The organism is Candidatus Endomicrobiellum agilis (assembly GCF_020328115.1).
Classification (GTDB): domain Bacteria; phylum Elusimicrobiota; class Endomicrobiia; order Endomicrobiales; family Endomicrobiaceae; genus Endomicrobiellum; species Endomicrobiellum agilis.
On sequence record NZ_JAIXMW010000001.1, the window covers coordinates 274,629 to 293,294 of the forward strand.

Consider the following 18,666-nt stretch of genomic DNA (forward strand, 5'->3'; position numbering starts at 1 on the left):
CAGAGAAATTGCCGTTAATGCGCTTTTAAGACATATTTTCCTACATTGAGGATTTAAGATTTTTATCTTTAGGAGTATATATATTATAAAAAATATCTTTTTTATAATATGGTTTATAGTCTGCAAGACTTAGATATCAGTGCAAAAATAGAATAACAAAAAAGTTCGTGCCGTACGGAAAATAATTCTGAACCAGATTTGAATAATGACTTTGAAAACTCGACAAACAATACTCTCCTTTCCCAAACAGTCGCAGTTGAAAACAGCGGCTGCCTGTATTTCAAGCCTTGACTCTAGCGCGATAGAAGGGTTAACAAAAATAGGCACTTTCCCTCTCGAGAGGGAAAAGCGAAAATGCAGTTTCAAACTTGATTCAGAATATTTTACGTCATAAGCTTAAAGTTTTAATTTTTTTAAGAAAAGAGCGGAACCTTGTCCTCCGAATCCAAAAGAAAGAGATAAAGCGGAATCTATAATCTTCTTTTTGGATTTGTTTGGAGTGTAATCCAGTCCTAAATTTATATCGGTCTGCTTAAAATTTAAAGTGGGCGGAACAATATTGTTTTTTATCGCAAGCATTGAAAAAACCGCTCCCGCCATTCCGGAAACTCCAAGCATGTGTCCAGTTGCCGCTTTAGTAGAACTTAAAGAGATTTTATATGCATTTTCAAAACTTTTTGCGACAGCCACACTTTCGTAATAATCGTTTAATTTTGTGCCGCTGCCGTGCATGTGTATGTAATCGGGCGTCTCTGAATTCGCTGCTCTTTTTATTATATCTTTTATCTTCCGGTGCGAATTTAAGGACAGAGTATCGTTTGAATAAATTCCGCTTGAAAATCCCTTAATTTCGCAATAAATTTTTGCTCCGCGTCTCAATGCTTTTTTTATGTCTTCAACTATAACAAAACAGGCGCCCTCCGCTATCGCGAAGCCGCCCCTGTTTTCGTCAAAAGGACTCGGATTGTGCTTTGCTAAAACGTTCATATTTTTAAATGCCGAAACATATAGTGGATGTATCGAAGTTTCGGCGCTTCCGCATATAACCGCATCGCATAATCCGTTTTCTATAAAGCTACAGCCTTCTATGATTGTCAGCGTGCCCGTCGCGCATGCTGCGGATATAGCGAGCGTAGTACCGTAAGACCTGAATCTTTTTTTGAGTCTTTCTAAAAGAGTGTTTTCAAAAATAAAAACTTTATTAAAGAGATTTAATTTACTTTCTCCGATGCAAAATCCGATTCGCTTTTCTTTATATCCCGAATTTCTTATATCGGCTTCTTTCATAGCTTCTAAAATTGCTTTTTTTGCCATCTCGTATTGGCGCATATCATCCTGCATTTTAAAATCGCGGACGGAACCAGTGCATACTCCGTATTGCTTATCGTAACGAACTTGAGATTCAGAGTTAATAAGCCTCTGCCAGTTTATTTCCTTTCCTGAACCAAGAGGAGAAATTATGCCGATTCCTGTAATTCCGAATTTTATGTCTTTCATCGCCGCTTTTATCTCTGCCTTTACGCTATCCTTGAATCGAAATTAAAAATTTGGCCAGATACTGTTTTTATTTGAGCGAGGAAGAGAATAAAATCGGCAAGTTCTTTGATATCGGTTGTAGTATTTAAAACGCTTTCCTGTTTAACTGCTTTGACATATGTCTCGCTTGACTTGTCCCCCATACTTGTAAAATGAAAACCCGGCAGAACCGCGTTTACGGTTATTCCGAAACGTCCCGCTTCCCTTGCGGTTGTCCTCGTAAGAGATATAATTCCTGATTTTGAAGCTGAATAGCCTGCCGCACCGGCGTAAGATTTAAGCGCTGAAATTGATGCGATGTTTATTATCGATCCGTTTCTCTGTTTTATCATCGTGGACAACGCCTCTTTAACCACATAAAAAGTTCCGCTTAAATTTGTTTTAATGACAGATTCCCACATTTCGTCGGTCATTTTAAGTATGATTGCGGTTGCTGTAATCGATGCGCTGTTTATAACGCAATCAATTTTGCCGAACTCATCGATTGAATTTTTTATCAACTCCTTTACTTCACTGTGTTTTGATATGTCCACTTTTATAAATTTGGAATTTGGAATTGCGTAATTTGGTTTATTGCTTTTATAACAGCCGCAAATATTCCATCCATTTTTTGAAAAAACCGACGCGAGTACTTTGCCTATTCCTCCTGAAACTCCGGTTATCAATGCTGTTTTTGCTTCCATAATTACCTCTTTGGTATTAATGTCGTATCGGTGGTAAAATCCGTCTTTCAAAAATAGCGACTGAAAATAATAGTAAATTGTACAAAAAAATTACAATTAATAATGATTTTTTGGTATAATTTCCAAATTAAATTCGGGAAGGTCTTAAAATGGAAATGGAAAAAGTTTACAATTCTAAAAAAATTGAGGAAAAATGGCGTAAATACTGGATAGAAAATAAAACCTTTTCGGCAAAATCTGACAAAAATAGAAAGCCGTTTGCCATGGTTATCCCGCCCGCCAACGTAACGGGATCTCTACATATGGGACATGCTCTGAATGCTACTTTGCAGGATATCATAATAAGATTTAAAAAACTTCAAGGGTATAATACTTTGTGGGTTCCGGGTACAGACCACGGCGGTATTGCTACGCAGAATGTTGTTGAAAAACTTCTTATGAAAGAAGGTAAAACAAAGTACGATTTGGGGCGGGAAAAATTTTTGGAAAAGATGTGGCAGTGGAGAGCTGAAACGGGCGATACAATATTAGATCAGCTTAAAAAGCTTGGCTGCGGTTTGGACTGGGACAGACTGGCTTTTACGATGGATGAAAGCCGTTCAAAAGCGGTCAAAAAAGCTTTTATACGACTGTTTGATAAAGGTCTCATATACAGAGGGAAAAAACTTGTAAACTGGTGTTTCAGATGCGGGACAGCTTTATCTGATATAGAAGTTGAGTATGAAAACGAAAGCAGTAATCTGTGGTATATAAAATACCCATTGAGAGATTCCGATGGATACATCGTCATCGCGACGACAAGACCTGAAACAATGTTCGGCGATACGGCAGTTGCCGTAAATCTAGATGACGAAAGATATGCGGAACTGATAGGAAAAACTGTAAAACTTCCTTTGGTAAACAGAGAAATAAAAATAATTTCAGACTATGCTATCGATAAGTCTTTCGGAACGGGCGCCGTCAAAATTACGCCCGCTCATGATGCGGTTGATAATGAAATAGCTAAGAGAAGCGATATTGAAACTATAGAAATAATAAATACCGACGGTAAAATGATGAATGTTCCGCCGAAATACTGTGGTTTGAGTGTTGAAGAGGCAAGAAAAGAAGTCGTTAAAAACTTGGAAGCTGCAGGGTTCTTGGTAAAGACAGAAAATTATGACCACTCGGTGGGAAAGTGTTACAGATGCTCTGGAAAAATAGAGTCTTTGATGTCGGAACAATGGTTTTTAAGAGTAAGAGAGATGTCTAAAGAAGCGGTTGATGCGACGAATGCCGGGAGAATGTCTTTTCATCCGCAATCATGGAAAAAACCTTACGTTTTATGGCTTGAAAATTTGAAAGATTGGTGCATAAGCCGTCAAATATGGTGGGGACACAGGATACCGGTTTATTACTGTGTCGACGAAAAAGGGAACAGAACAGACTGCAAGCCTGTTGCTTCGTTTGATAAACCTTCAGAATGTTCTTGCTGCAAGAGCAAGAATTTTATTCAGGACGAAGATGTTTTAGACACATGGTTCTCTTCGGCTTTATGGCCTATAAGCGTTTTTAACTGGGGTGAAGATGAAAATAACGGGGATTTAAAATATTTTTATCCTGAATCGGTTTTAGCTACGGGACACGAAATTATATATTTGTGGGTTGCGAGAATGGTGCAGTTTGGTTTGGAATTCATGAAAGATATTCCTTATGGCGACGTGTTTATACATGGCATAGTGAGAGACAAACGCGGTAAGAAAATGTCAAAATCTCTTGGAAACGTTGTTGATCCCTGCGATATTATGGACAAGTATGGCACAGACGCTTTGAGATTTGCGTTAGCACAGACTGCTGCTCCCGGGAGAGATATGCAGATTTCGGAAGAATCTTTTTTAGCGGCGAGGAATTTTGTAAATAAGATATGGAATGCGTCGAGATTTATAATAATGAATTCGAAAAACGTCGCCGGACTTGACGAGAATATCCAATCAGTTGAGTTTGTCGATGAGTGGATTTTGACTGAGCTTGCCAGAACCGCTTTAAAGATCAAAGCGAGCTACGAATCTTATAATATTGATAGCGCTGCAAGGGAGATTTATGATTTTTTCTGGACAAAATACTGCGATTGGTATATAGAACTTTCAAAGATACGCGTTATGTCAGCGGATTTGAATATAAAAAAGCAGACTCTTTCAATATTGATATATGTGTTGAAATCGGCATTGCAGTTGATGTCGCCCATAATGCCTTTTATAGCCGAAGAGATATGGCGGATATTGAATAGAAATGAAAAAAATATCAGAATAATTAGTGAAAGTCCTTTTACTGAAATTAAAGACGTAAATAGCGATTCTATTGAAAAAATGAAAGTTTTACAGGATATAATTGTAAAGATAAGAACTTTGAGAAGCGAAATGGATATTTCTCCTGCAATGTGGATTGAAGCGTTGTTCAACATTTTGGATAGCGACAAAGAAAAAATTGCGATGGAAAACGAAAGCTATATAAAACAGCTTGTGAAAATAAGCTCGATACGATTTGGGAAAAATATTACAAGACCTAAAAATTCTGCACTTGCCGTTGCGAGCGGTTTTGAAATATTTTTGCCTTTAGAAGGTCTTATCAATATTGAAAAAGAGAGAGCGAGGCTTGCAAAAGGAATTGCTCTCGCAAAACGAGAAATTGACAGGACAAGTTTAAAATTGCGAGATGAAAATTTTATAAAAAGAGCCGCTGAATCCGAAATAGAAAAAATTAAATTAAGGTTTAGAGAAGCAAATTTAAAAATTGAAAGGATAAATGAAAGTTTAAAATTTTTGGAATAAATTCTATCAGCAGTTCCTTGAAATAAGTTCAGCGGAGGATATGTTTAAATATTGTGACATATATGAAAACAAAAAAAAGATTGCAGTCGAGAAAAATTAAAATTGCAAAAAAATTATTTAGTGTATGTCAAGATTACTATATGTTTTCAACGGAAAAGCCAAAAGTTTTGTGTGCGGTTTTCGTTGAAAAAAGTCCCATATTTTATGGAACGAAAAGGTGGAAAACGCGACTGAATAACTAAGGTTTTAGATTTTATAATCTAAAGAAAAGACAATGGCGTGATTATGGACTATGAGTGTTGTGATGATGTCCTTCAAGAAAATTTGTTGAAATTCAAGGAACTAAAGAGAATCGTTTTACGGAAAAAAATTAAAGAACTTTTGAATATGACGTGTAAAGTTGCGGATTAGAAGAAGAGCGTGTTAAAAAGGATTTTGAAATGATAAAAGAAGTAATTCTCGCTACGGGGAATCGGCATAAAGCTGAAGAAATTAAATCGATATTAAAAGATTTGAATGTTGAAATTGTGCCGATGACTTCTTTTTCCAATTACCCTGTAACGGCGGAAGACGGTGCAACGCTTGAAGAAAATGCTTCAAAGAAAGCGAAAGAAGCGGCTAAATTCTTTAAAAAATGGACTATTGCGGATGACTCCGGACTTGAGGTCGATTATTTAAACGGTAAACCCGGAGTATATTCGGCAAGGTATGCCGGCGAAAACTGTTCTTATGACGACAACAATAAAAAGCTGCTTGCAGAGTTAAAAAATGTTTCTGAAGAAAAAAGGACAGCAAAGTTCAGAGCGGTAATTGCGGTCGCAAGTCCTGAAGGTAAAATATTCTTGGTAGAGGGTAAAATATTTGGTATAATAAAAGAACACGCGGTAGGAACTGAAGGGTTTGGATATGATCCGGTTTTTTACATCCCGCAGTACGAGAAAACTTTTGCAGAACTTGATTGTGAAATAAAAAATTCCATAAGTCATAGAGCGAAAGCTTTGCAGAAAGTAAAAGAAATTATAAAAGATTTATAAAATTCGCAGTTATCATTATGAAAATCGAAACAATAAAATCGTAAAGTTTTGAAAAATCCGGAAAAAATCTAGCACTCTATGTGCTAAATCTCCTTAAATATTGTGAAACCGACTGCAAATTCCGAAATGAATTTTGAATGAGGTTTATCCGGCGTAACAAGTATTCTGAAATTGCTAACCGGGAAGTAGCGTAATTGGCTATCGCGCCTGCTTTGGGAGCAGGAGGTTGTGGGTTCAAGTCCCGCCTTCCCGATATTTTTTTGATTGAGATTTTTAATTTGAATAAAAAATTAGACAATTCTAACGAATCACTAGGCAATATAATAATTATTTCTGCCCCGTCCGGAGCGGGTAAAACTACTATATGCAGAGCTGTCGTGGATAGCAGTAATAATATGAAGTATTCGGTATCATATACTACAAGACTTTCTAGGAAAGACGAAAAAAACGGCAGAGAATACTTTTTTATAGATAAAACCGAATTTGTAAAAATGATTGAAGAAAAGAAGTTTGCCGAATGGGCGAAAGTACACGGCAATTATTACGGTACTTCAAAAACATTTCTAGACGGGGTTTTAAAAGCAGGAAAAAACGTTCTTTTAGAAATTGATGTACAGGGCGGAATGAATATAAAAAAACAGTATCCCGACGCCTGTATGATTTTTATAATGGTTCTCGATTTCGGAACGCTTAAGAAGAGACTGATTTCAAGAAATGAAGATTGTAAAGAGTCGGGGATAAACTTACGTCTTGAAAACGCGAAAAAAGAACTTGAATTCGCTCGAGAATACGAATATCTAGTTATAAATGAGAATTTAGATGAAGCGGTGGCTGCGGTGAAAACGATTATAAAGTCTTTAGAATACAAAATTTTAAAGAATAGAAAGCAAAAGTATTTTAATTAATTTTTTTAGTAAGGGATAAAAGAAATGGTATTGACGGAAACGCAGCTAGGATTGGCAATGTCAGCATCTCATTTGGGAAAGTATGAAGTAGTAAAACTTGCGTTAAAATGGATTGAAGTGGTAAAGCAGACTGAAGATTACAGAAAGCTTACGCAGACTGAGCTTATAAATAAAGTGTTAAGTGATGTTGTAACAAATATCGCGACGTATGAAAAAATTGAAGAACTGAGCAAAAAAATGAAAAAAGAGGTAAGAGAATAGATAATTGCTTTATCGTCCTGTAATAGCAGTAGAAAATTGAGCATATTTGCCGTCACCGTCGCTGCCATATGGCGGACTGATGATTAAGATGTTGTGAGAAAATGCATGACTTTAGAAAACAAAAATATTGTTCTGGGCGTTTGCGGCGGTATTGCAGCGTACAAAAGCTGCGATATTATAAGAGAGCTTGTTAAACTTAAAGCAAACGTTGAATGTATTTTAACAAGAGGCGGCTCTGAATTTATAACGCCGCTCACTTTGCAGACTTTGTCAAAAAATAAGGTACACAAAGATATATTTGAACTTCCCAATAAATATGAAATAAGTCATATATCGCTTGCCAAAAAAGCTGATATTATTGTCATTGTTCCGGCTACCGCTGATATAATTGCAAGACTTGCTTGTGGCAGAGCAGACGATTTACTTGCCTGCACTGTGCTTGCTTCAAAAGCGGATATTTTAGTATGCCCTGCAATGAACACCAATATGTTTAACCATAAAGCTACGCAGAGTAATATTGAAACTTTAAAAAGTTACGGCTATAGGTTTGTCATGCCTGAAAAAGGCGAACTTGCTTGCGGAGACTATGGAGACGGCAAGCTTGCTTCAGTTGAAGTTATAGTAAGGGAACTCTTGTGGTGATGTCGAAAAAACTTACATTTCTTATTTTATCGGGACCCACGAAAGAGTATATTGATCCCGTGAGATTTATAAGCAATGAATCTTCCGGGAAAATGGGGAATGCTCTTGCTCAAGCCGCTTTGAAAAAAGGCGGCGACGTTATCTTTATTTCGGGTCCGGTAAGCGTATTTCCGACAGGTGTAAAACTTATAAGAACTACGACGGCTTTAGAGATGTTTAAAGAGGCAAAATTAAATTTTAGGAAAGCCGATATCACTATAAGCACGGCGGCTGTTGTGGATTATAGTCCGGTTAAAACCTATAAACGTAAAATTAAAAAAAACAATCCCAAACTATTAATAGAACTTAAACAAAATCCTGATATTATCGGGTATTGCGGTAAAAATAAAAAAAATCAGGTTGTTGCGGGATTTGCGCTTGAAACTGAAAATTTGATAAACAACGCCAAATTGAAGTTGGAAAGCAAAAAACTCAATCTTATAATCGCCAATGGCAAAGAATCGTTTAACTCGGATAATACTACGGTTTATATCATAGACGCTGGTAGTGTTTTGAAAATAGCGGATAAAAGTAAAAAAATCATTGCGGAAAATATCATAGATGAAACGATCAGAATATTTGAAAATATTAAATCTGGCAAAAATATCCCTTGAAGAATATAACAATTGGGGAGAAAATGAAATTTATAAAACCTCCACTGCGGACGCTTCTTATGGTAAAATCGTTTCGACGGAAATAAAGCGGCAAATCTCTCCTACCGAAATTTTCGGTTCAAAAGAAGAACTCGAACGACTTAGAGAAAAAGTTAATTCTTGTAAGAAATGTCCTTTAGGTAAAAGTCGTTTAAATGCAGTTTTCGGAATCGGATCGTCGAATGCCGATTTAATGTTTGTCGGCGAAGGTCCAGGGTATGATGAAGATCACAAGGGAGAGCCTTTTATAGGAAGAGCCGGACAGCTTTTGACGAAAATTATTGAGGCAATGGGACAGACGAGAAAAACCGTATATATTGCAAATATAGTTAAATGTCACCCTATGATTGATGCGTCTAATCCCGAAAAACGCTCGAATGACAGACCTCCGACATTTGAAGAAATGGAAATATGCAAACCTTATCTAGATATGCAACTTGACATTATTAAACCTAAAATTATTGTGACTTTAGGCGCCTCTTCCACAAAAGGACTTTTAAAAAGCGGAGAACCCATCAGCAGGATAAGAGGTGCCGTAAGGGAATATAAAGGCATAAAACTTATGCCCACGTATCATCCTGCTGCTCTTCTCAGAAACCAAGACTTAAAAAAGTTTGTCTGGGAGGATATGAAAAAAGTTGCGCGTTATTTAGATATGGGTGAAATATGATAGTTTTAGAATTAGCCGTGCCCGTTCCTTTAAATAAAACCTTTTATTATCTGCCGCCTGAAAATCTAAATCCCAAAAACATAGTTGGAAAAAGAGTTAAAGCGCAATTCGGTAAAAGAACTTTAACTGCTTACGTAATTTCCTGTCTAGATGTTGAAAATACCGACGATTTAAAATTAAAACGGATTATTGAAGTTGAGGACAACGACTCTCTTATTACCGAAGAGACAGTTGAGATCGCGAACTATATTTCAAAGAATTATGTCTGCTCTCTGGGCGAAGCGCTTGCATCAATGATTCCCGTTTCGATGAAGCTTCCGAAAAGAATTCCCAAAAATAAAATTGCAGATGGAGAAGAAATACGTGAAAACCATATTTTAAACGCTCAACAGACAAATGCCGTTAATTTGATAAATAAAAATTTAAAAAAAAAGATTTATAATGCTTTTCTTCTCTACGGAATCACTGCTTCGGGAAAAACAGAAGTGTATATAAACGCTGTAGAATGTGCTTTAAAACAGAACAGAAGCACCATCATGCTTTTCCCGGAAATTTCTCTTACGACTCAATTTGTAGATATTATGACAAAAAGATTTGGCACAAATATCGGCGTCTGGCATAGCGGCATAAGCAACGTTGAGAAGTACAGTCTGTTTTCAAAAGCAAAAAACGGCGGTATAAAAATAATGATAGGCGCAAGGTCTGCAGTGTTTGCTCCGTTTGAAAATTTGGGACTCATAATTGTCGATGAAGAACACGAACGTGCGTACAAACAAGATAAAAAACCGTCTTACGACGCCAGAGAAATTGCAAAACAGCGCGGCGTATATCACAATGCGGTTGTGGTTTTAGGTTCGGCGACTCCCTCGCTTGAAAGTTATAAAGATGCGATTGAAAACAAACTGAATTTAATAGAGTTAAGCGAGCGGATACATAAAAAGGACTTGCCTGAAGTAAAAGTTTTGACGTCAAAAAACGGAATGTTTCAAACAGGAGTGCTTTTTTCAGAGACAATAGAAGCGGTGTCCAAAGCCTTGTCGAGAAGGGAGCAAGTAATAGTTTTTTTAAATCGCAGGGGATACTCTCCTGTAATTATGTGCGGAAAATGCGGCAGTGTTTATCAGTGTCCCAAATGTTCCATTTCGATGGTTTTCCATAGAAATCCGGATATGCTAAAATGCCATTACTGCGGTGAAATAAAAAATCTTCCCGCGACTTGTTCCAAATGCAAAAGCAAAGATATGACTGTTTTCGGCACCGGAACTCAAAAAGTTGAAAACGAATTAAAAAAACTTTTTAAAAACGCAAAGATTTTTAGACTCGACGGAGATACGGCGTCTTCAAAAGGAAATTATGAAAAAGCTTATAACGGCATGAAAAATGAAGAGTACGATATATTGATAGGAACGCAAATGATAGCAAAGGGATTTGATTTCCCGAGAGTAAGTTTAGTGTGCGTCGTAGATGCGGATACGTCTTTGTATCTTCCGGATTTTAAGTCGGTTGAAAAAACTTTTCAGCTTATTACTCAGGTTGCGGGTCGCAGTGGCAGAGGAGATATGAGGGGTGTCGTAATAGTTCAGACAAGTCACCCGCAGCATTATGCGATAGAATGTGCGAAAAATCATGATTTTGTGTCCTTTTATAAAACCGAGATAGAAGAGAGAAAAAAATTATTTTATCCGCCTTATTGTGATTTGGCAAAAATTTCAATAAGAAATAAAGAAGAAAAAAGAGCAGAGGAAGATTCTGAGAAACTTTTTTCTTTTCTTGAAAGCACAGCCAAAACTTGTAAACTAAACTTAAAGCTTTTAGGACCTGTTTCGGCATATATTGCAAAAATTAACAATGTTTACAGGAAATATATAATAATCAAAGGCGATAGGGAAAATATATTAGAGCTTACAAGATTGCTTGAAGATTTCAAACAGTCGTCAGGAACTTTTATAGGCATAGAAATTATGCCTTCGGATTTAATATAATGGGAAAAAGGCGGTAAAGTTGGTTTGGTTTTTTAAAATTTAGACGACTTTGTTGCGAATAGTCTTAGTTTTAAGCTTTATTGGAAATGGACGGTTGATTGGGATATATAGCTGGTTAAACTCGCGATGGCAACAATGTATAGATATTAAAGTGCGGATTTGTCAATACTCTTTTCATCTCTATTTAAGACTTGCAAGCGCACGACTGTGTTTTTGATTGTAAGTAGGGTCGCGGATAACGTATCTTTCGCCGTGTAGCGGCGACTGTAAAATAGCAGCCAAAAGCGACGTGTAAGAGAAGTTTGACAGCGAAATGATTTTTTAATAATGCGGTGTCTTTTTGCAGTTTTGAAAGTAGCTTTAAAGAAATGAGACTGTTTGAAATGAACGGACGGCATTAACAAAAGAGTTTGCAGTGCTTTAACTGACTTTATAAAAACTATTGTTAAGATGGCGCAGTATGAGTGTGCGTTCACGGCAGATGGAAGAGGTAGTTTTTCAATCTTTTGGAATAATAATAAAAACAGGATAGTAAAGAAATAAAAAATATAATGTTTGTATTATTTTTCTCTGTATTTTTCTGTGCTTTGCCGGTTGCGGCGGTTTGGAAAGAGCGAAATTGTCGGCGATTCTGTTCCTAATGTTGAAACTACTCTGACAGAAAAAATAAAGTCTGAATTGTCTTTCGTTCGTTGGAAGACAAAAAAGTATTGGATTAGCGTCAGTTTGATAATTATTGCCACTGCAGTTTTAGGCAGTTATTATTTTTCAAAATATAGATTGAAAAACAATATTGTACTATTGAGAGAGAGTATAAATTAAATAGTCAGTTTAGAAAGAAATTATCCCGTTTACATCGCTTAAGATTGGGAAAATATCATCCGTAAAAGCTATAGGACAGAATATCCTGCACATTAAACGATATGTTTGTAACATCAATCTTATTGTCAATTATGGAAAGAAAAATAATATGCTAGATACTAATAAATGGCAAGTTATCGCCAAGATTTAGAAACCGCCAATAAAAATTTAGAAGAAGCGACTAAAAACTACAAGTCGCTTGCGGCAAACGTTAAAGTTAAAGCGAATAGACGCTCAAATCAATTTTTTTACGATCTAACGGCGAATATTGATTTAACTAACAAAATAGCAGCGGATTTTATCGAATGCTATATCTTGATGCTTAACATGCTGACTAAGAAAGAACAAACTGAATATAAACAAGGACTATTTAGAGAATATACTAACTTGCCGCATGAGATTTATGCAAACGGCGGAACAACAACAAAATGCTCAATTGAACGTTCGGTTGAGCATTTTGAAAAAAACGAAGTGTTGAGAAAAGCTTAATAAAAATAACAAAGGGCAGATAATGGAATACGGATTTATTAAAGTGGCAGCGGCAACGCCGCATATAAGCGTGGCAAATCCTTCGGCAAACGTCAAAGAAATAATAAAACTGATGGAGCAGGCGGATGCTTGCGGTGTTGAACTTTTAGTTTTTCCGGAATTGTGTGTGACAGGATATACGTGCGGAGAATTGTTTTTGTCTGATGTTCTTGTGCATTCTGTGAGCAATGCTCTCGACAAAATCTGCGAAGCCACTGTCGGGAAAAAAGCTCTTGTTTTTGTCGGTTCTCCTGTGTGGAATAAAGCGAAACTTTACTCTTGCGCTGTTGCTTTCCAGAATGGAAAAGTTTTGGGGGTTGTGCCTAAAACTGCGCTGCCTACATATTCCGAGTTTTATGAGCTTCGTCATTTTACTTCGGGTAAGAATATTTTAGGCTCAATTAAATTGTGCGGACAAGTCGTGCCTTTTGGGACGAATATAATTTTTGCGGCAGAAAATAACGACAGCGTCAGAATTGCCGCTGAGATATGCGAAGATATGTTTATAATTTCGCCGCCGTCTAACCGTCATGCGCAGGCAGGGTCCTCAATTATAGTAAACCTTTCCGCCTCTAATGAGCTTATCGGTAAAAGCGATTATAGGAGAACTCTTATAAAATCGCAGAGCGGGCGTTTATCAGCAGGTTATATCTATGCTTCTGCAGGCAGCGGCGAGTCGGTAAGCGATATAATTTTTTCAGGGTTGCGCATTATAGCCGAAAACGGAGAAATCCTTACGGAAAGCCAACTTTTTGAAAGCGGGCTTACTGTATGCGAAATAGATACGCAGAAGCTTGCTTACGAACGACGCAAGCTTAATGTTTTTGAGACCGCTTCAAATGGATACTGCACGGTGGAATTTAGTTTTGATGAAACGGGAGCGGAGCTTGTGCGCCGTATTTCGCCGTTACCGTTTGTTCCGAGTGATTTTAAATCCGTATCTTCTAGAGCGGAACTCATACTTCAAATGCAGTCGAGAGCGCTTGCAGAAAGATTAAAACTTACGGGACTCAGTGCAGTGATAGGCGTTTCCGGCGGACTTGATTCTTGCCTTGCTCTTTTGGCTATATTGAGAAGCTATAAGATTTTGGGTAGAAGTAAAAAAGATATTATAGCCGTTACTATGCCGGGACCCGGCACAAGCGCGAAAACTGTAAAAAATGTGTCGGGACTTGCGGCAGCGTTCGGAATACAAATTAGAAACATCCCGATTATGGACGCTGTTGAAAAACATCTTAAAGACATAAAGCATAATGGCAAAAAAGATACTGCCTATGAAAATGTGCAGGCACGGGAACGCACACAGATATTGATGGATATAGCAAATGCCGAAAAAGGTTTGGTTGTGGGTACAGGTGACTTATCTGAAAATGCGCTCGGCTGGTGCACTTATAACGGCGATCATATGTCCATGTATGCCGTAAATTCATCTGTTCCTAAGACTCTAGTAAAATATCTTGTCTCTTATGAGGCTGAAAGAATCGAAAAATATAAAGAAGCTTTGCTTGCCGTCTTAAATACTGAAATAAGCCCGGAACTTCTTCCGGCGGATAAAGGCAAAATTTCGCAGAAAACAGAAAACATAATAGGACCTTACGAACTTCACGATTTCTTTTTGTATTATACCGTGCGGTTTGGGCAGAAACCGGATAAGACGCTTATGCTTGCCGTAAAGGCTTTTGAAGGGAAATATGATAGGGAAGAAATAAAAAAACATCTGAGTGTCTTTATAAGACGTTTTTTTACAAACCAGTTTAAACGCAACTGTGTTCCTGACGGTGTAAAAATAGGGACAATATCTCTTTCGCCGCGCGGCGATTGGAGAATGGCAACCGAAAGCAACGCAGAAGAATGGCTTGACACTGTGAAATGATCCTTTAATAATGCGGCGTCTTTTTACAGTTTGAGAATAGACTTGATACAAAACTACTCCTTAATTATTTATAAAGACGGAAGCATAGAAACCAAAATATAAAAATAGGGATAAAAAATAAAAAGAATATTAGTTATTAATCTTCAAAGAAAAAGATAATATTTGGAAATTGAAGCAAACATCATTTTTTATTTGACTTAAAATTATTTTTTGAGTAAAATTTTTAAGTGTGTATTATGAGCATTTACGGCGGGCCTGTAGCTCAGTTGGTTAGAGCACTCGACTCATAATCGAATGGTCGTAGGTTCAAGTCCTACCAGGCCCAATTGTAACTTTAAATTATAAAAACTGATCCTATATTTAGTCTAAATTGTAGCAAGAATTAGAACAAACTCTTGAGAAATCAAGGGTTTTTTATTTGGTTAATTTGCTATAATAATTTCTCGTTATAGGGTAGTTAGCTCAGCGGAAGAGTACTCGCTTCACACGCGAGTGGTCGCAGGTTCGAACCCTGCACTACCCACCATTCTTGATAGAAAGTGGTGGCGTGTAAAAGCCGGCTTTTTTACAGTTCGTTATATGTTTTCGTATAAGCGGTTAGAAGAGGTATGGATGGATAATTTGAAGTATGATCTTGAATTGCTGTATGAATTGCAGAACTATGATATTAAAATACGCGATATCAGGGGAAAAATCAATGAAGCTCCGTATTTAGTGGAAGAACAAAAGAAAAATTTGAGAGAAAAAAAATCGGAGATAGAAGCGAAAAAGAAAAATTTTGGCAAATTGAATTCTTTAAAAAAAGAAAAGGAAGCAGAGCTTGATTCGAAAAATAAAGCAATTGACAAATACTCTGCGGAGCTTAACGCCGTTAAATCAAATGATGCTTACAAAGCGTTGCTTTTAGAAATAGAAAAAACAAAAAACGGCATAAGAGCTGTTGAAGATGAAATTTTGGATCTTATGGATAGAATAGACAGAGAATTTGTTGTCGTCAAAGCTGTTGAAAATGAATTAAAAGAATTTGAGCGAAAAATAGAAAATGAGATAAGCGAATTAGAGAGTTCCATAAGGGAATTTGAAAAAGAAGCGGCGGTAATAGAGAAAGAAAGAGAAGAATATAAATTGAAAGTCAATAATACGATATTAGCGCAATATGAAAGACTTTGTAACGGTTACGGCAGACAGGGAATATGTCTCATTGAAAGTGAAAGTTGCGGAGGCTGCGGAATGGCGTTGAGACCGCAGTTGATAAATCAGGCACATAAATGCCGTGAGCTTGTGTTCTGTGATAATTGTTCAAGAATATTGTTGAAAAAATAAAATAACTGAAATAGAGACGGGTACGCAATCGCTTTACACTTATTGTAAAGAGGAAAGTCCGAACTTTAACTGCAAGAAGTCGTTGACAATATTGCAGAAAACGGTAGCAGGTAATTCCTGTCGTCCGCAAGGACAGAGGTGCGAACAGAGACGCTTTTTCTGGAAACGGAAAAAGTATCCTATAAAAAGGATAAGTTTTTACAGTAATGCAAAAAGTGAAACGGCTAAATCCTTACTGGGAAGCAAGACTGAAATATAGTCGCTTGACCGTTAAAAGCGATTTTAACGGCAGAGAAATGATTGCACTTTTAAAATTTATTTTTAAAAGACAGAATTCGGTGTATAATTCGTCTTTATTTCAGAGACAAACGCAATTGGAGACCTTAGCTTGTTAAGCAATAGAGAATGAGATGCAGAGGAAAGTTAGGAAAGAAAATATCATTATTTCCAGCAGCGCGATTAAATCTGTATCCTTTGTGTTATATTATACAAATTCAGTTTGAGATTTAGTTGATAATTGGCGATATAGTTGTAAGAAAGAATCGGTTTATGGCAAGATGTACAATAAAAAAAAGAGAGGTTCGTATCAAAAAAATTTTTCCGCATAGACGTTTTACGACTAATAAAGCTGTCAGCAATATGAAAGACGAAATTGCAAGAAAATCTTTTTTTTGTTTTCCTTAAAGTTAAATCCGACGAGTTTGGCATGTGTAAACCAAGTTCACGGCAACACCGTAAAAAATTGTCAGTACCTCTAATAAAAATACTTTTGCTGGCGACTGTGACGGATTAATTACTGCAGATAAAGAGATAATGCTTGAGCTATAATGCCCGCAGATTTTAAGATACGCGGTATCATTCCTACTCTTGGGAACTTTGGTGTTTTTATGCTTAATAAAATCAAAATTATGGATTCTGAAAAAAGGAGTATTTTGTGCTTGGCTTTGTATGTTTGACTTACCTATAAAGCAGATTGTGAAAAATGGGAAAGACATTCCGTATTTTAGCTTTTGATATTGATGAGAGAATTGAGAGATTAGAAGATGAAAATGAAAAATTAAATCCGCCAAAATGTACAGAATAATAATAACAATATTACTATTAAAGGAGGAAGTTCTTTTGTTTTTGCACAATTATGTTTTGTTGGTTAAGCATAATTCCCACAATTATATTTTTTCTGGTGTTTCTGTTTCGGGTAAAGTTTTGAAGTTCGATGAAATTTTTAATAGATTTATTTCTGCTTTCGAGCGTAACAATTGTGACGCATTAAAGTTTTTGAAATGTAAAGGTTGTGACTTGGAAAAGTCTTTAATTCGTTTGATGTTATCTGAAGATTTTTGTAAACCTCTTGTTTTTTGGAAACGCTCCCATTTTGGTATTTTTTTAAAAGAATTTTCAAACTTTAGTTATTTTTCAAAAACCGCTGTTCGCAATAAAAAAGGGGTTTATAATTTTAATTTTTAATAATGAGGGAAAAATTAAAAGATTTTTTTTCACTCGTATTTTTTATATTTTTTATTTTGCTTATCGGTGAGTGGCTTTGCTGCACTTGATGAAGAATTTAGTGTGCTTGACAAGAAATTTAATGCGCTCGGCATTTAAAAAATATGAGGATGTTTCCTTTATTAGTTTTTCTGATTTTAAAAAACTTCAAAAACGTATTTTAACTCGTAATTCTCCTTTAATTTAATTAAAAGAATTTAACGAGAAATGTAATGTATTGTGCTTATCAACAAAGGTAAGTTTGAAGAAGCGATTAGGGTGTTTGAAGAATGTTGTAATTCGTTAGAAAAAGATTATAATTTTATTATTGAAAAAAGTGAAGGAATACTTAAGCTAGTCCTTATTTGATTTTTTTGACAGAGTTGAAAATTTTTCCGTTTGTAAAAGGTACCGTCACTTCGCTCCTATTCGTCTGTGCGGTGGTGTATCATACTCACACCGTTGTTGTTCCAGAGTGAGACTCTGTATCTAAAACAGCCTTTTGTCTTTAAATTGTACTGAGTGTCAAATTATAATTGTTACAAAATATCAGAATAATTTTATATTTAATGTTTATTACTGTCAATTATTGTTGTTGAAGGTATCAACGCTTAAAAAATCTCAACAATCAATTGATTTAAGACGTTGGCTAAGAAAAGTCATTGTAGGGACTTCTCTTATCTTTGTATTTACAGTATTTATTGTGGTAATTTGAAAGGTAGATTGGCTATTAACGCTGATGTTGAACATATTCTTAGTATAAATTCTAAGTATGTTTACAGTACTTAACTTAGTGCGAATTACGTCAGTCGAAAGATGAAATTTTTTCATCTCTTTCTTTAGTTTATTACGAAGCGTTGAAACATCATGACCATTTTACAACCTTCAGCTCAAACTCAATCTGTTGATTATTTATTCGCTTTAAATGATCGGCAGAAATCTGTCGTTGCTAATTATTAATGAGCTTTTATATTGGGTGAAAGTGACGGGTAAACTGTACAAAGAGAACGAAATATTTATAGAGAAGATGAAAAAAGGTATAATAAGCAAGAATAATTGGGGAGGTAAGAGAAAAGAAAGATAGGAACGAAAGGAAATAAAAAAAGGTGAGGATATATGATAATAACATTGAAAAAAGGGATTAAACAGGAAGAAATTGCAGTAATGACGGAAAAGATAAAAGGGCTTGGCTATAAGCCTCACGTTTTGAGGGGAGAAGCGGATATTACGATAATAGGTATGATAGGAGATAGAGCGGAAAAGTACAAAGAAATATTTGAGGCGATGGACGCAGTAGAACATGTGAGCGAGATACAGAAGCCGTACAAGCTTGCGTCGAGAGAGTTCAAGAAAGAGAATACGGTGATAAAAGTGAGCAAGAATGTGG

General features: G+C 36.2%; 15 protein-coding genes, 3 tRNA genes, 1 other RNA gene and 1 pseudogene. 18 read left to right on the plus strand and 2 right to left on the minus strand.

The genetic code is table 11. The annotated features are described in order from the left end of the window. Positions 1–396: 396 nt before the first annotated feature. Complete coding sequence (locus tag LE179_RS01240; RefSeq protein ID WP_374128557.1) at positions 397–1,497, minus strand: beta-ketoacyl-[acyl-carrier-protein] synthase family protein; 1,101 nt, start codon at positions 1,495–1,497, stop codon at positions 397–399. A 20-nt stretch (positions 1,498–1,517) separates the two neighbouring features. Continuing rightward, positions 1,518–2,219, minus strand: coding sequence for an SDR family NAD(P)-dependent oxidoreductase (locus LE179_RS01245; RefSeq protein ID WP_374128558.1), 702 nt, complete (start codon positions 2,217–2,219; stop codon positions 1,518–1,520). A 149-nt stretch (positions 2,220–2,368) separates the two neighbouring features. Between LE179_RS01245 and LE179_RS01250 the strand changes: the two genes are divergently transcribed. The 18 genes and pseudogenes from LE179_RS01250 to LE179_RS01335 form a co-directional block, all read left to right on the plus strand. Beyond that, positions 2,369–5,026, plus strand: a complete 2,658-nt coding sequence (locus LE179_RS01250; RefSeq protein ID WP_374128559.1) for a valine--tRNA ligase — start codon at positions 2,369–2,371, stop codon at positions 5,024–5,026. A gap of 443 nt (positions 5,027–5,469) precedes the next feature. Further along, the gene (locus LE179_RS01255; protein WP_374128576.1) at positions 5,470–6,060 is read left to right on the plus strand and encodes an XTP/dITP diphosphatase; all 591 of its coding nucleotides are present in this window, start codon (positions 5,470–5,472) and stop codon (positions 6,058–6,060) included. 179 nt (positions 6,061–6,239) lie between these two features. Next, a tRNA-Pro gene (locus LE179_RS01260) sits at positions 6,240–6,313 on the plus strand. A 25-nt stretch (positions 6,314–6,338) separates the two neighbouring features. Continuing rightward, complete coding sequence (gene gmk, locus LE179_RS01265) at positions 6,339–6,965, plus strand: guanylate kinase (RefSeq protein WP_374128560.1); 627 nt, start codon at positions 6,339–6,341, stop codon at positions 6,963–6,965. Positions 6,966–6,989: 24 nt separating this feature from the next. Further along, on the plus strand, positions 6,990–7,226 hold the full coding sequence (locus tag LE179_RS01270) for a hypothetical protein (RefSeq protein WP_374128561.1): 237 nt from the start codon (positions 6,990–6,992) through the stop codon (positions 7,224–7,226). Positions 7,227–7,331: 105 nt separating this feature from the next. After that, positions 7,332–7,868, plus strand: coding sequence for a flavoprotein (locus LE179_RS01275; RefSeq protein WP_374128562.1), 537 nt, complete (start codon positions 7,332–7,334; stop codon positions 7,866–7,868). Beyond that, on the plus strand, positions 7,868–8,521 hold the full coding sequence (locus LE179_RS01280) for a phosphopantothenoylcysteine decarboxylase (RefSeq protein WP_374128563.1): 654 nt from the start codon (positions 7,868–7,870) through the stop codon (positions 8,519–8,521). Before LE179_RS01275 ends, LE179_RS01280 begins: the two co-directional genes overlap by 1 nt. After that, positions 8,469–9,230, plus strand: coding sequence for a uracil-DNA glycosylase family protein (locus tag LE179_RS01285; protein WP_374128564.1), 762 nt, complete (start codon positions 8,469–8,471; stop codon positions 9,228–9,230). The genes LE179_RS01280 and LE179_RS01285 overlap by 53 nt, the downstream gene beginning before the upstream one ends. After that, positions 9,227–11,212: a primosomal protein N' gene (gene priA, locus LE179_RS01290; RefSeq protein WP_374128565.1), complete on the plus strand. Its 1,986-nt coding sequence runs from the start codon at positions 9,227–9,229 to the stop codon at positions 11,210–11,212. Before LE179_RS01285 ends, priA begins: the two co-directional genes overlap by 4 nt. A gap of 594 nt (positions 11,213–11,806) precedes the next feature. Then, a complete protein-coding gene (locus LE179_RS01295) occupies positions 11,807–12,034 on the plus strand; it encodes a hypothetical protein (RefSeq protein ID WP_374128566.1) in 228 nt (75 codons plus the stop codon). Positions 12,035–12,199: 165 nt separating this feature from the next. Continuing rightward, entirely contained in the window at positions 12,200–12,562 is a 363-nt protein-coding gene (locus LE179_RS01300; RefSeq protein ID WP_374128567.1) for a hypothetical protein, read from the plus strand. A 22-nt stretch (positions 12,563–12,584) separates the two neighbouring features. Next, positions 12,585–14,474: an NAD(+) synthase gene (locus LE179_RS01305; protein WP_374128568.1), complete on the plus strand. Its 1,890-nt coding sequence runs from the start codon at positions 12,585–12,587 to the stop codon at positions 14,472–14,474. Between the two features lie 251 nt (positions 14,475–14,725). Further along, a tRNA-Ile gene (locus tag LE179_RS01310) sits at positions 14,726–14,799 on the plus strand. 126 nt (positions 14,800–14,925) lie between these two features. After that, a tRNA-Val gene (locus LE179_RS01315) sits at positions 14,926–15,000 on the plus strand. Between the two features lie 86 nt (positions 15,001–15,086). Next, positions 15,087–15,797, plus strand: a complete 711-nt coding sequence (locus tag LE179_RS01320; protein ID WP_374128569.1) for a zinc ribbon domain-containing protein — start codon at positions 15,087–15,089, stop codon at positions 15,795–15,797. Positions 15,798–15,809: 12 nt separating this feature from the next. Then, positions 15,810–16,156: RNase P RNA component class A (gene rnpB / locus LE179_RS01325), an RNA gene on the plus strand. Between the two features lie 760 nt (positions 16,157–16,916). Further along, positions 16,917–17,261, plus strand: coding sequence for a hypothetical protein (locus tag LE179_RS01330; RefSeq protein ID WP_374128570.1), 345 nt, complete (start codon positions 16,917–16,919; stop codon positions 17,259–17,261). A gap of 1,134 nt (positions 17,262–18,395) precedes the next feature. Then, a pseudogene (locus LE179_RS01335) lies at positions 18,396–18,666 on the plus strand (3-deoxy-7-phosphoheptulonate synthase); the annotation flags it as partial.

Bases quoted from the DNA above. Each gene is read 5' to 3' on its own strand.
- LE179_RS01240 (WP_374128557.1), bottom strand. From the start codon at position 1,497: ATGAAAGACATAAAATTCGGAATTACAGGAATCGGCATAATTTCTCCT.
- LE179_RS01245 (WP_374128558.1), bottom strand. From the start codon at position 2,219: ATGGAAGCAAAAACAGCATTGATAACCGGAGTTTCAGGAGGAATAGGC.
- LE179_RS01250 (WP_374128559.1), top strand. From the start codon at position 2,369: ATGGAAATGGAAAAAGTTTACAATTCTAAAAAAATTGAGGAAAAATGG.
- LE179_RS01270 (WP_374128561.1), top strand. From the start codon at position 6,990: ATGGTATTGACGGAAACGCAGCTAGGATTGGCAATGTCAGCATCTCAT.
- LE179_RS01275 (WP_374128562.1), top strand. From the start codon at position 7,332: ATGACTTTAGAAAACAAAAATATTGTTCTGGGCGTTTGCGGCGGTATT.
- LE179_RS01280 (WP_374128563.1), top strand. From the start codon at position 7,868: ATGTCGAAAAAACTTACATTTCTTATTTTATCGGGACCCACGAAAGAG.
- LE179_RS01285 (WP_374128564.1), top strand. From the start codon at position 8,469: ATGAAACGATCAGAATATTTGAAAATATTAAATCTGGCAAAAATATCC.
- priA (WP_374128565.1), top strand. From the start codon at position 9,227: ATGATAGTTTTAGAATTAGCCGTGCCCGTTCCTTTAAATAAAACCTTT.
- LE179_RS01300 (WP_374128567.1), top strand. From the start codon at position 12,200: ATGGCAAGTTATCGCCAAGATTTAGAAACCGCCAATAAAAATTTAGAA.
- LE179_RS01305 (WP_374128568.1), top strand. From the start codon at position 12,585: ATGGAATACGGATTTATTAAAGTGGCAGCGGCAACGCCGCATATAAGC.
- LE179_RS01320 (WP_374128569.1), top strand. From the start codon at position 15,087: ATGGATAATTTGAAGTATGATCTTGAATTGCTGTATGAATTGCAGAAC.